The organism is Cellulomonas sp. SLBN-39, from assembly GCF_006715865.1.
Classification (GTDB): domain Bacteria; phylum Actinomycetota; class Actinomycetes; order Actinomycetales; family Cellulomonadaceae; genus Cellulomonas.
The window spans coordinates 3,919,649-3,932,741 of the sequence record NZ_VFOA01000001.1 but is presented as its reverse complement, the minus strand read 5'-3'; the positions used below and the strand labels follow the sequence as shown (position 1 = coordinate 3,932,741).

Sequence of the window (13,093 nt, the reverse complement as noted above, 5' to 3'; positions counted from 1 at the left end):
CCCCGACCCTACCCGCCGCCCGGAGCGCACCCGCGGACGCACCCGCTACGGTCGGGGCGTGCTCGTCCACGCCGCCCTCGTCCCCGACACGGCCCTCCTCGTCCCCGGCGTCGCCGGCCGCCACGAGCCCGCGGGCCTCGCCGACCTCCGGGCGGCCGCTCTCGCGGCCGTCGCCGAGGGCGTCGAGGCCGCGCGCGGCGGACGCCTCGTCGTCGTCGCACCCCGCGCCGGCACCGGCGACCGCGCGGCCGCTGGACGGGTGCGCGCGGGGCTCGGCCCGGCTGGCGTGCCCGACGCGCTGCTCGGGTGGCCCGTGCCCGACCTGCCCGTCGTGGCCCCGCCTGCGGGCGCCTCCCTGCCCGTCGCGGGCCCGTCGGTCGGCGTGCCCGCCGCGGTCGCCCTGCACCTGGTGGCGGCCGCCGCGTCGCCCGCCGACCCGCCGGCCGACGTCGCCGTCGTCGAGGTGGCCCGCGACGACGCGGCGCCGGCCCGTGCCGCGCAGCTGCGCGCGCTCGGCGCCGCGTGCGTCGGCGACGCCCCGACCGCGCTCGTCGTGGTCGGCTCCGGCTCGGCCCGGCACGGCCCCGACGCCCCGCTCGCCGACGACCCCGACGCCCCCGCGTGGGACGACGCCCTGCACGCCGCGCTCGCGGGCCCCGGCGCGCGGGACGCGCTCGCGGCCCTCGACCGCGGCACGTGCACGCGCCTGGCGGTCAGCGGCTGGGCGCCGTGGCAGGTCCTCGTCGGCGCGTCCGCGGGCGTCCCGCTCGCCGCCCGGCTCGACGCCGTGGTCCTCCTCGCGGGCGCCCCGCACGCGGCGGGCGCGTGGCGGACGGTGGGCGTGTGAGCGTCGTCGTCGCCGTCGTCGGTCCGACCGCCACCGGGAAGTCCGACCTGGCCCTCGGCCTGGCGCAGGCGCTCGGCGCGCACGTCGTCAACGCCGACGCCCTCCAGCTGTACCGCGGCATGGACATCGGCACCGCGACCCTGCCGGTCGAGCGGCGCCGGGGCGTGCCCCACCACCTGCTGGACGTGCTCGACCCCCGCGACGAGGCGTCCGTCGCCGACTACCAGCGCGACGCGCGGGGCGTGCTCGCCGACCTCGCCGCCCGCGGGGTGCGGGCGGTGGCCGTCGGCGGGTCCGGGCTGTACGTGCGCGCGCTGCTGGACCACCTGGACTTCCCGGGCACCGACGCGGGCGTCCGTGCCCGGCTGGAGGAGCGCGTCGAGGCCGAGGGGGCGCGGGCGCTGCACGCGGAGCTGGCCCGGCTCGACCCGGTCGCGGCCGAGGGGATCGGCCCGCGCAACGCCCGCCGCGTCGTGCGCGCGCTCGAGGTGATCGCCCTGACCGGTCGGCCCTACTCGGCGAGCCTGCCGCAGCACGTCTACGAGGTGCCGGCCGTGCAGATCGGCCTCGACTGCGCGCGCGACGCCCTCGACGAGCGCATCGGGCGCCGGGTCGACGCGATGTGGGCCGACGGGCTCCTCGACGAGGCCGCGGCGCTCGCCGAGCACGGCGTGGGACGGACCGCGGCCCGGGCCGTGGGGTACGCCCAGGCGTTCGCCCAGCTGCGCGGCGAGCTCGACGAGCAGGAGGCGCGCGCCTCCACGGCCGCCGGCACGCGCCGCCTGGCGCGCAAGCAGATGGGCTGGTTCGGCCGCGACCCGCGCGTGCACTGGCTCGACGCGCGCGACCCGGACCTCCTGGACCGCGCGCTGGACCTCGTCGCCCGTGCCGACGCCGGCACGCTCGGCCCCGCCACCGACGACCCCGCGCCCCGCCGTACCCTGGGCTCATGACCGCGACCGCCCCCGCACCCGCCGCCGTCGACGCCCCGCAGGCGCGCCTCGCGGTGGTCAAGGGCCACGGCACCCGCAACGACTTCGTCCTGCTCGACGACCGCGACGGCGTGCTCGACGTGACCCCCGCGCTCGTGCGGCTGCTGTGCGACCGGCGCGGCGGGGTCGGCGGGGACGGGCTGATCCGCGTCGTCCGTGCCGCGCACGTGCCGCAGGCCCCCGCCGGGGCCGAGTGGTTCATGGACTACCGCAACGCCGACGGCTCGCTCGCCCAGATGTGCGGCAACGGCGTGCGCGTGTTCGCCCGCTACCTCCAGCACCTCGGCCTGTGGTCGCCCGCCGACGGCGACCTGCCCGTGGGCACCCGCGCCGGGCTGCGGACCGTGCGGGCCGTCCAGGCCGCGCCCGAGGTCGGGGACGCCACCTGGTTCGCCGTCGACATGGGCCCGGCGACGGTGGTCGGGGGGCCGGACGCGCTCGCGGACGGCGGGGACGCGACGGTCGACGTCGACGGGCTCACCGTGACGCGACCGGGCCTGTCGGTCGACGTCGGCAACCCCCACACCGTCGTCGTGCTGGCCCAGGACGACGACCTCGACCGCGCCGACCTGACCCACGCGCCCCGGGTGCTGCCGGTGCCCGCCGAGGGGACCAACGTCGAGCTGGTCGTGCCCGCGGGGGAGTCCCGGCGCGCCGACGGCACGCTCGTCGGACGCCTGCGGATGCGTGTGCACGAGCGCGGGGTCGGCGAGACGCAGTCCTGCGGCACGGGCGCGTGCGCCGCGGCAGCAGCGGTGCGCGCGTGGGCCGGCCCCGACGCCCCCGCCGTCTGGCTCGTCGACGTGCCCGGCGGCACCGTCGAGGTCACGGCCCGCCCCGACGGGCACGTCGTGCTGGCCGGGCCCGCCGTGCTCGTCGCCGACGTCGACGTGGCCCTCGACGCGCTCCCTGCGTGAGCGAGCCCGCCCTGGCGTTCACGGCGGCCGACCTCGGCGTCCCGCTGGGGGAGCGCGCCACGCTCCTGCAGGTCTCCACCGCGTTCTGCGCGCCGTGCCGCGCGGCACGACGCGTGCTCGCCCGGGTCGCCGACGTCGTCCCGGGCGTCCGGCACGTCGAGGTCGACGTCGCGGACGCGCCGGAGCTCGCCGGTGCGCTGCGCGTCGTCAGCACGCCGACCGTCGTCGTCCTGGACACGTCCGGCGCGGTCGTGACGCGCGCCGAGGGCGTGCCGACGCCGCGTCAGGTGCTGGACGCGCTGGTCGGGGCGGTGCCGTCGGCGGCGAGCGGCGACGACGTCCCGGCGTCCGGCGCCGGCGTCCCGGTCGACGGCACCGCGGCGCCCGCTGCCGGCGCCCGCTCGGTGGGCGGGACGCCGACGCGCGGGGCTGCTGCGGCGGCGCCGAGCGCGAGCACCGCCGTGAGGGCGAACGCGGCGACGAACGGCCCCGGTCCCGTGTAGCCGTCGCCGCCGCCCGCGAGCACGACGAGGACCCCGGTCAGGGCGAGCGCGAGGGAGGCGCCGACCGAGTCGCCGATGGTGTGCGCGGCGGAGTTGCGGCCCTGGTCGTGCGGGGCCGACCAGCCCAGGACCAGCACGTTGAGGCGCGACGACGCCATGCCCATGCCGGCTCCGGCGGCCGTCCACACGGTCACGACCGCCCACGCCGGCAGGCCGAGCGCCGTCGCGACGGTCGTGCCGACGACGGCCACGGCCACGAGTCCCGTGCCGATCCGGACCGCGGCCCGGCTGGGCAGGCGGTGCCCGAGGCGGCCCTGCACGACCGAGGACGCCGACCACGCCAGGGCGGCGGTCGACAGCCCCAGGCCGCTCGCCGAGGTCGACCAGCCGTCGCGGTCCACGAGCAGGTACGGCACGTACACCTGCGCGCCGAAGAACGCGCCGGACACGAGCACGCGGGTCGTGATCACCGACGGCAGGCCGGGCCGTGCCCGCAGCGTGCCGCGCGGCAGCAGCGGCCGTGCTGCGGCCACGGCCGCGACGGCGGCGACCACCGCGACCGGCGCCGACCAGGGTCGTGGCAGCTGGGCGGCGACGTTGAGCGCGAGCACGGCGGCGGCGACGAGCACGGCCCAGAGCAGGCGCCGGCCCGCGTCGTCCCGCCCCGCCGGCCCGCCCTCGGCGCCCGGGGCGTCGTCGTGCCGCACGGGCCCCAGGCCGCGGACCGCACCCAGCAGCGGCACGGTCGCGGGCACGACCAGCAGCGCGACGCCGAGGAACACCCAGCGCCACCCCGCGAGCTCGGCGAGGAACCCCGCCACCGCGGGACCGACGACCGACGGCAGCACCCACGCGGTCGAGAACCATGCGAAGACGCGGGGGTGCAGCACCGCGGGGTACGCGCGTGCCACGGCCACGAGCAGCGTCACGTTGACCACGCCGCCCCCCAGGCCCTGCGCGAGCCTTCCTGCGACGAGCACCGGCATGCTCGTCGCCACGCCTGCCACGACGAGGCCCAGGACGAAGACGACGGTCCCGGCCGTGAACGGTGCGGCCGGTCCCCGGCGGTCGGCCCACGCGCCCGCCAGCACCATGCCGACCACGCCGGTCGCGAGCGGACCCGCGAACGCGAACGCGTACAGCGAGCGCCCGTCCAGCACGCCGGCGACCTCGGGCATCACGGTGGTGACGGCGAACGACTCGAACGCCACGAGCACCACGAGCGCGAACATCGCCAACGACGTCGTGCGCCGCGCGCGCCACAGCGCGTCGGGCGACGTCGCCCCGGGGGTCTCGGTGGTCCCGGCGCTCACGGGGCGACGCGCAGGACGCGGAAGCCCTTGGCGCTCGCCTCGCGCGTCGTGGGCAGGTCCGCCTCGTCGGTCAGCCAGCGCTGCAGCGGGTCCGCGCCGAGGTTCTTGCCGACGACGAGCCACGCGTCCCCGCCCGGCGCGACGCGGGGCAGCCAGCGGCGCAGCAGGTCGTGCAGCGCGGGCTTGCCGATCCGCACCGGCGGGTTCGACCAGCAGGTCGCGAACCGCACGTCGTCCGGCACGTCGTCGGGGGCCGCGGCGACGACGTTGGCCAGGCCGAGGCGCGCGGCGTTGCGCCGCACGAGGTCGAGCGCGCGCTCGTTGACGTCGACCGCCCACACGCGCGCGTCGGGGGACGCGAGCGCGAGCGTCAGCGCGACCGGGCCCCAGCCGCACCCGAGGTCCAGCAGGTCGCCGGTCGCGGGTGGCTGCGGGACGGTCCGCAGCAGCACCTGCGTCCCGAGGTCGACGTGGTCGGGGGAGAACACGCCGCCGGCGGTCTCGACCTCGAGGTCCTGCCCGGCCAGGCGCACGCGCACGGTCCTGCGCTGCGCCGCCGAGGCCGGACGTGCCGTGAAGTAGTGCTCGCCCTGCGGGTCGTCGGTGCCGGTCACCCGCCGAGGCTAGCCGTCGGACGACGCTGTGCCGGCAGCGAAATCCCGTCGCCGGCGTCGCACGTGCGTGCGATCCTGGACACACCCCGATCCCCGACGAGAGGCCCCGCGTGGACGACCGAGAGCACACCACCGACGTGACGCCGCAGGCGTCGGCGCGCAGCGCGCAGGAGGTGGCCGACGACGTCGTCGCACGGGTGCTCGCCCGGGCCGGGACCGCACTGCAGGCCGGCGGCACGCACCACAGCACGTTCGACGGCGACCAGCTCGACCTCGAGGAGCGCACGTCGCTGCGCCGCGTGGCGAACCTGTCGACCGAGCTCGAGGACGTCACGGAGGTCGAGTACCGCCAGCTGCGGCTCGAGAAGGTCGTGCTCGTGGGCCTCTGGGGCGCGGGCACGGCGCAGGACGCCGAGATCTCGCTCCGCGAGCTCGCCGCGCTCGCCGAGACGGCGGGCTCGCAGGTGCTCGACGGTCTGCTCCAGCGCCGGCGCACCCCGGACCCCGGCACGTACCTCGGCTCCGGCAAGGCGGCCGAGCTGGCCGCGGTGGTCGCCGCCGTCGGGGCCGACACCGTGGTCGTCGACGGCGAGCTCGCGCCCTCCCAGCGGCGGGCCCTGGAGGACGTCGTGCGGGTCAAGGTCGTCGACCGGACCGCGCTGATCCTCGACATCTTCGCCCAGCACGCGAAGTCCCGGGAGGGCAAGGCGCAGGTCGAGCTCGCGCAGCTGGAGTACCTGCTCCCGCGCCTGCGCGGGTGGGGCGAGTCGATGAGCCGCCAGGCGGGCGGCCAGGTCGGCGGCGCCGGTGCGGGCATGGGCTCGCGCGGTCCCGGCGAGACGAAGATCGAGCTCGACCGTCGGCGCATCCGCAACCGCATGGCGAAGCTGCGCCGCGAGATCGCCGCGATGGAGCCCGCCCGCGTGACCAAGCGGGCGTCCCGCAAGCGCAACGCGATCCCGTCGGTCGCGATCGCCGGGTATACGAACGCCGGCAAGTCCTCGCTGCTCAACCGGCTGACCAACGCCGGTGTGCTCGTCGAGAACGCCCTGTTCGCGACGCTCGACCCCACGGTCCGGCGGGCCGAGACCGGAGACGGGCGCGTCTACACCCTCGCCGACACGGTCGGGTTCGTCCGCGCGCTGCCGCACCAGCTCGTCGAGGCGTTCCGCTCGACCCTGGAGGAGGTCGCGGACGCCGACCTGCTGCTGCACGTCGTGGACGCCTCGCACCCGGACCCGGAGGGGCAGCTCGCCGCCGTGCGGCACGTGTTCGCCGACATCCCCGGCGCGATGGACGTCCCCGAGATCGTCGTGCTCAACAAGGCCGACCTGGCCTCGCCCGAGGTGCTGGCGCGCCTGCGCTCGCGCGAGGTGCACGCGGTCGCGGTCTCCGCGCACACCGGTGCGGGCATCGACGAGCTGCAGGCCCTGGTGGCCGACCAGCTCCCGCGGCCCGGCGTCACGGTCGACCTCGTCGTGCCGTACTCGCGCGGCGACCTGGTCAGCCGGGTCCACGAGCACGGCGACCTCCAGCAGGAGGAGCACGTCGCGGAGGGCACCCGCCTGCGGGCCCGGGTCGACGAGTCGCTCGCGTCCGAGCTGCGGGCCGCGGCGGTCTGACGCCGCCCCGTGCGGGCCGGGGGCTGATGGGCCGAACGGGTGGTCCCGGCGTGACGCCCGGGTCGGTGCGCGTGCCTAGAGTCGTCCGGTGATCCCCTCCGACCTGGACCTCCTGCGCACGCCCGGCGCCCCGGCGCCCCTGCCCGACGGCTCCGCCGCCGTCGTGGCGGTCGGCGGGCCCGACCTCGACGCCGACGCGAACCGGGGCGAGCTGTGGCTCGTCCCGCTCGACGGCGCCGGCGGCGACGACGGCACCGACGCCCGGGCGGGCACGGGCGCGGCCAGGCGCCTGACCCACGGGCACCGTGACACCGCGCCCCAGGTCACCCCCGACGGCCGGTGGGTCGTCTTCTGCCGGGCGCCGCTGACCGGGGGACCCGCGCAGCTGCACGTCCTCGGGCTGGGTGGCGGCGAGCCCGTCCGCCTCACCGACGCCCCGCTCGGCGTGGCGGGCCCGGTCGTCAGCCCCGACGCCACCCGGGTCGCGTACGTCGCGCGGGTCCCGCAGGAGGGGCGCTACGTGCCCGGCGGCGACCCGGCGGCCGAGGCACCGCGGCACGTGACGACCTTCCGGTACCGGTCCGACGCCCTCGGCTTCGTCCACGACCGCCCGCTGCACGTGCACGTCCTCACGCTCCCGGACGACCCGGGAGCGTCCCGCACGCTGCCGGCGGTGCACGCGCTCACGTCCGGCGAGGTCGAGGTCGCCGGCCCGGCCTGGCTCCCGGACGGCACCGCCCTCGTCGCGACGAGCACCCGGCACGCGGCCCGTGAGCGCGACACCCGGCGTGACGCGGTCCTCGTCGACGCCGACCCGCAGGCCGGCTCCGCGCCGGTGCCGCTCACCGACGCGGACACGGGCAGCCCGCTGCAGGTCGTGGCCGTGCGGCCCGCGGCCGGTGGTGCGGGGCTGTGGCTGCTCGCCCGCGACCTGGGCCCGACGGCGGACGACACCGTCGCCGCGCTGACCGGTCTGCACCGCCTGCCGACCACGGGCACCGGTCCCGCCCTGCGGTCGTCCGGCCCGCCGGTGCGGCTGACCGACGCCGACGAGGTCGACCTCGCGCCGGACGTGCTCGTGCCGCGCGCGGGCGGTGCGGTCGTGGCCGTCGAGCACCGCGGCGCCGTCGAGCTGCGGGAGGTCCTCGACGACGGCACGCTGCGCACGCTGCTGCCCGCGCCGCACGTCGTCCTCGGCGCCGGGGCCGCGCCCGACGGGCGGGTCGTCGTCACCGCGGCGGGGCCGACGACGTCGGGCGCCCTGCTCACGGTGGACCCGGTCGCCGTCCACGCGGACTGGTCGGCGACCCTGCGCGCGACGGGCCGCGTGCACGCCGCGCGCGAGATCACCGCCGCCTCGCCCGACGGGTACCCCGTGCACGGCTGGGTCGTGCTGCCGGACCCGGGGCGGCACCCCGGGCCGCACCCCACCCTGCTCATGGTGCACGGCGGCCCCTTCGCCCAGTACACGCACGCGCTCTTCGACGAGGCGCAGGTGCTCGCCGGTGCGGGGTACGCGGTCGTCCTGGGCAACCCGCGCGGGTCGGCGGGGTACGGCCGCGCCCACGGGCGGGCGATCCGTCGGGCCTTCGGCACGGTCGACGCCGACGACGTGCTCGCGCTGCTCGACGCGGCGCTCGCCGAGGACGCGTCCGTCCTGGACCCCGACCGCGTCGGCGTCCTGGGCGGCTCCTACGGCGGCTACATGGCCGCGTGGCTGACCACGCGCACGCACCGGTTCGCCGCCGCGGTCGTCGAGCGCGGCTTCCTCGACCCCGTGAGCTTCGTCGGGTCGTCGGACATCGGGTGGTGGTTCGGGCTGGAGTACCTGGGCGACCCCGCGACCGAGCCGGACCACGTCGCCGCGCAGTCGCCCATGGCCCACGTCGGCGAGGTCCGTACGCCCACGCTCGTCGTGCACTCCGAGCAGGACTGGCGCTGCCCCGTCGAGCAGGGCCAGCGCTGGTTCGTCGAGCTGCGCCGACGCGGCGTCGAGGCCGAGCTGCTGCTGTTCCCCGGCGAGGGCCACGAGCTGACGCGCTCGGGCCGGCCGCGGCACCGGGCGGCCCGGTTCGAGCACCTGCTGGCGTGGTGGGCCCGGCACCTGCCGGTCGACGGGCCGCCGCCGGCGGCGGGCTGAGCCCGGCCGGGCGCCACGGGCGGCGTGGGTGCCGACGACTACGCTGTCGCGGTGCCTCGACCGACCCGTGCCCGCCCGGCCGCCCCCGACGACGAGGGCACGGGCGCCGGGCCCGGGACCGGCACGGACGGGCCGGGCGTCGGTGAGCTCCTCGACCTCGCCGTGGGCGCGCTCGGCGGCACGCCCCGCCCCGGCCAGCAGCAGATGGCGGCGGCCGTGGCCCAGGCCCTCGACGAGCACGAGCACCTGCTCGTGCAGGCGGGGACCGGCACCGGCAAGTCCCTCGGGTACCTCGTGCCGGCCGTGCGGCACGCGGTCCTCGAGAGCGAGCGCGTCGTGGTCTCCACCGCGACCCTCGCCCTGCAGCGCCAGGTCATCACCCGCGACCTGCCCCTGGTCACGCAGGCGCTCGCGGACCGCCTGCCCCGGCCGGCCCAGATCGCGCTCCTCAAGGGCTGGCACAACTACCTGTGCGCCCACAAGGTCGCCGGCGGCTACCCGGAGGACGACCAGGGGGCGCTGTTCGACGTGCCCGAGCGGCCCGGCGCGGCCGACCACCCGGCGACCGCGGACGACGGGCCGACCGGGCGCGAGGGACTCGGGGCGCAGGTCGTCCGGCTGCGCGAGTGGGCCGAGGAGACGACGACCGGCGACCGCGACGACCTCGTCCCGGGCGTCGCGGACCGTGCCTGGCGGCAGGTCGCCGTCACCGCGATGGAGTGCCTGGGCACGTCCTGCCCGATGCGTGAGGAGTGCTTCCCGGACCGTGCGCGCGCCCTCGCGCGCGAGGCCGACGTCGTCGTGACGAACCACGCGATGCTCGGCATCGCCGCGACCGGTGCGCCCAACGTCCTGCCCGAGCACGACGTCCTGGTCGTCGACGAGGCCCACGAGCTCACCGACCGGGTGACGGCCCAGGCGACCGCCGAGCTGTCGCTGCCCGTGGTGGAGCACGCGGCGCGCCTGGCCCGGCGGCACGGGGGCGTCCCGACGACCGACCTGGACGCCGCCGGCCAGCACCTGGCGAGCGTCCTCGTCCCGCTGCCCGAGGGGCGGTTCCCCGACGGGCTGCCCGAGGGCACCCGCACCGCCGTGGCGATGGTCCGCGACGCGGCGCGCACGCTGCTCTCGGTGCTCAAGCCCGACGCGTCCACCAAGGGCCGCGACGGCGCCGAGGGCGGGGTGAAGATGGCCGCGGCCGCGATGCTCGCGCTCTTCGAGGTCACCGAGCGGATGGCCGCCGACCCGCAGGAGAACGCGCACACCGTGCTGTGGTGCGCGCGGGGCGAGGACCGCCGCGGGCAGACGACGACCCGGCTGCACGCCGCACCGCTGGCCGTGAACGGTTTGATCCGCACGCACCTGCTCGCGGGCCGCACGGCGGTCCTCACGTCGGCGACCCTCGCGCTCGGCGGGACGTTCGAGCCCGTGGCCCGCTCCGTCGGGCTCGAGCGCCGGCCCGACGCCGCGCCCGAGGGCCCGGCCGGGGTCGCGCCCGGCACGGGCGAGGAGGCCGCGGCGCCGGAGCCGTGGCGCGGCCTCGACGTCGGCAGCCCGTTCGACTACCCCCGGCAGGCGATCTGCTACGTCGCGCGCCGGCTGCCGCCGCCGGGCCGCGAGCCCGCCACCGACGCCCAGCTCGACGAGATCGCGACCCTGGTCGAGGCGGCGGGCGGGCGCACGCTGGGGCTGTTCACGTCCCGGCGGGCCGCGACCGTCGCCGCCGAGGCCATGCGCGAGCGTCTCGACGTCCCCGTCCTCCTGCAGGGTGACGACCAGCTGCCGACGCTGGTGGCGCGGTTCGCCGCCGACGAGGCGACCTGCCTGTTCGGGACGCTGTCGCTGTGGCAGGGCGTCGACGTCCCCGGGCCGGCGTGCCGCCTCGTCGTCATCGACCGCATCCCGTTCCCGCGCCCCGACGACCCCGTGCGCTCCGCGCGCACGGACGCCGTGGCGGCCGCGGGCGGCAACGGGTTCATGTCGGTGTCCGCGACCCACGCGGCGCTCCTGCTCGCCCAGGGCGCGGGGCGGCTGGTGCGCTCGTCGCAGGACCGCGGCGTCGTGGCCGTGCTCGACCCGCGGCTGTCGACGGCCCGCTACGGGGAGTTCCTGCTGCGGTCGATGCCGGACTTCTGGCGCACCGACGACCGCGACGTCGTGGTGGCCGCGCTGCGCCGCCTGCGCGGAGCCGACTAGCCTTCCACCAGGGGCGCCGACCGGGCGGGCGCCCCCGCGACGACCTGCACCGACGCCCGCGACGAGGGGACATGCCATGGCCGACGCCATCGACGACGAGCTCGACCTGGGCTCGGTCGTCCCACCGCAGCGCCGCACGTCCAAGCTCGGCATCGTCGGCGCGGGCGCCGTCGGCTCGACGATGGCCTACGCGGCGCTGATGCGCGGCGCGGCGCGGACGGTCGCGCTGCTCGACGTCAACAAGCAGAAGGTCGAGGCCGAGGTCCTCGACCTGTCCCACGGCATCCAGTTCATGTCGATGGCCGAGGTCGTCGGCTCCGACGACGTGTCCGTCCTCGCGGACTGCGACATCGTGGTGTTCACGGCCGGCGCGAAGCAGCGTCCGGGGCAGTCCCGGCTCGACCTGGCCGAGGCGACGATCGCCCTCGTGCGCAACGTGCTGCCGGGCATCGTCGAGGTCGCGCCGAACGCGACGTACGTCATGGTGACCAACCCCGTGGACGTCGTCACGTACGCCGCGCTGCAGATCTCCGGCCTGCCGCCGCAGCAGCTCTTCGGCTCGGGCACCGTCCTGGACTCCTCGCGCCTGCGCTACCTCATCGCCCGGCACACCGGGGTGGCCGTGCAGAACGTGCACGCGTACGTGGCCGGCGAGCACGGGGACTCCGAGCTGCCGCTGTGGAGCTCGGCGTCGATCGGCTCCGTGCCGCTGCTCGAGTGGGACGGGATCGGGGAGAACGGGCCCCTCACGCGCGAGGTGCGCGACGCGATGGCCCGCGAGGTCGTCGAGTCCGCGTACCGCATCATCGAGGGCAAGGGGGCGACCAACTACGCGATCGCCCTGGCCGGGTCGCGCATCATCGAGGCCGTGCTCAAGGACGAGAAGCGCATCCTGCCGGTCTCCTCGCTGCTGACCGACTACCTCGGCATCTCCGACGTGTGCCTGTCGGTGCCGACGATCGTCGGTGCGCGCGGGGTGGCCGAGCGGCTCGCCGTCCCGATGTCGTCGGACGAGCTCACGGGGCTGCGCCGGTCGGCGGAGGCCGTCCGCTCGGTCGCCCGCCGGTTCGGCTTCTAGACCGCGCGCAGCAGCTCCCGCACGCAGCAGCGCCCGTCGTCCGCACCGCTGGTGCCGACGACGGGCGCTGCTGCGTGGTGACGGGCCCCGGGGCGGGTCACAGGCTCCGGAGCACGCTGACGACGCGACCGAGGACCGTCGCCTCGTCGCCGGCGATCGGCTCGTAGGCCGCGTTGCGCGGCATGAGCCACACGTGGCCGTCCGCGCGGCGCAGCACCTTGACCGTGGCCTCGCCGTCGATCATCGCGGCCACGATCTCGCCGTTCTCGGCCACCGGCTGCCGTCGCACGACGACCCAGTCGCCGTCGCAGATCGCCGCGTCGAGCATCGAGTCACCGACGACGCGCAGCAGGAAGAGGTCGCCCTCGCCGACGAGCTGGCGGGGGAGGGAGAACACGTCCTCGACGACCTGCTCGGCGAGGATGGGCCCGCCGGCGGCGATGCGTCCGACGACGGGCACGTCCGCCGACGCCGCTGCGGGCACCGTCGACAGCGCCGCGAACCCCGTCCGTGCCGGGCGCGTCCCTGTCCCGTGCGTGCGGTCGCCGTCCGCGACGGGCGCCGCGCCGTCCGGCTGGACGACCTCGATGGCCCGGGGGCGGTGCGGGTCGCGCCGCAGGTAGCCCTTGCGCTCCAGCGCGTTGAGCTGGTGCTTGACGCTGGACGGGCTGGTCAGGCCGACCGCCTCGCCGATCTCGCGCATGCTCGGCGGGTACCCGCGCCGCTCGACGCTGGCGCGGACGGTGTCGAGGACGAGGCGCTGCCGCGGCGTGAGCCCACCCGCCGTCACGTCGACCGCCGGCGCCTGCGCCCCGGCCGGTGGGTTCCCCTGCTGCACGTCCACAACGCCTCCTGAGTCGTGCGGCCGCCG

Annotated in this window: 10 protein-coding genes; 7 read left to right on the top strand and 3 right to left on the bottom strand. The window is 77.6% G+C overall.

What is annotated here, in order from left to right; translation table 11 throughout:
• Positions 1-58: 58 nt before the first annotated feature.
• From FBY24_RS19615 to dapF, 3 genes are read left to right on the top strand one after another with little or no spacing between them, the layout of a single operon-like run.
• On the top strand, positions 59-847 hold the full coding sequence (locus FBY24_RS19615; protein WP_142162643.1) for a hypothetical protein: 789 nt from the start codon (positions 59-61) through the stop codon (positions 845-847).
• Complete coding sequence (gene miaA / locus FBY24_RS19610) at positions 844-1,800, top strand: tRNA (adenosine(37)-N6)-dimethylallyltransferase MiaA (RefSeq protein WP_142162641.1); 957 nt, start codon at positions 844-846, stop codon at positions 1,798-1,800. Before FBY24_RS19615 ends, miaA begins: the two co-directional genes overlap by 4 nt.
• Positions 1,797-2,756: a diaminopimelate epimerase gene (gene dapF, locus FBY24_RS17875; protein WP_142162639.1), complete on the top strand. Its 960-nt coding sequence runs from the start codon at positions 1,797-1,799 to the stop codon at positions 2,754-2,756. Before miaA ends, dapF begins: the two co-directional genes overlap by 4 nt.
• A gap of 283 nt (positions 2,757-3,039) precedes the next feature.
• Here dapF and FBY24_RS17865 read toward each other — a convergent pair whose 3' ends face one another.
• Together FBY24_RS17865 and FBY24_RS17860 are read right to left on the bottom strand one after the other, a co-directional pair.
• Positions 3,040-4,572, bottom strand: a complete 1,533-nt coding sequence (locus tag FBY24_RS17865; RefSeq protein ID WP_255432476.1) for an MFS transporter — start codon at positions 4,570-4,572, stop codon at positions 3,040-3,042.
• A complete protein-coding gene (locus FBY24_RS17860) occupies positions 4,569-5,186 on the bottom strand; it encodes a class I SAM-dependent methyltransferase (protein ID WP_142162637.1) in 618 nt (205 codons plus the stop codon). The genes FBY24_RS17865 and FBY24_RS17860 overlap by 4 nt, the downstream gene beginning before the upstream one ends.
• 110 nt (positions 5,187-5,296) lie before the next feature.
• Between FBY24_RS17860 and hflX the strand changes: the two genes are divergently transcribed.
• The 4 genes from hflX (at position 5,297) to FBY24_RS17840 (ending at position 12,222) form a co-directional block, all read left to right on the top strand.
• Positions 5,297-6,808: a GTPase HflX gene (gene hflX, locus FBY24_RS17855; protein WP_142162635.1), complete on the top strand. Its 1,512-nt coding sequence runs from the start codon at positions 5,297-5,299 to the stop codon at positions 6,806-6,808.
• An 88-nt stretch (positions 6,809-6,896) separates the two neighbouring features.
• The gene (locus tag FBY24_RS17850; protein ID WP_142162633.1) at positions 6,897-8,948 is read left to right on the top strand and encodes a S9 family peptidase; all 2,052 of its coding nucleotides are present in this window, start codon (positions 6,897-6,899) and stop codon (positions 8,946-8,948) included.
• 51 nt (positions 8,949-8,999) lie between these two features.
• Entirely contained in the window at positions 9,000-11,144 is a 2,145-nt protein-coding gene (locus tag FBY24_RS17845; RefSeq protein ID WP_142162631.1) for an ATP-dependent DNA helicase, read from the top strand.
• Positions 11,145-11,220: 76 nt separating this feature from the next.
• On the top strand, positions 11,221-12,222 hold the full coding sequence (locus FBY24_RS17840) for an L-lactate dehydrogenase (protein ID WP_142162629.1): 1,002 nt from the start codon (positions 11,221-11,223) through the stop codon (positions 12,220-12,222).
• A 97-nt stretch (positions 12,223-12,319) separates the two neighbouring features.
• Here the strand turns inward: FBY24_RS17840 and lexA are convergent, their stop codons facing one another.
• On the bottom strand, positions 12,320-13,060 hold the full coding sequence (lexA, locus tag FBY24_RS17835; RefSeq protein ID WP_255432545.1) for a transcriptional repressor LexA: 741 nt from the start codon (positions 13,058-13,060) through the stop codon (positions 12,320-12,322).
• Positions 13,061-13,093: the final 33 nt, after the last annotated feature.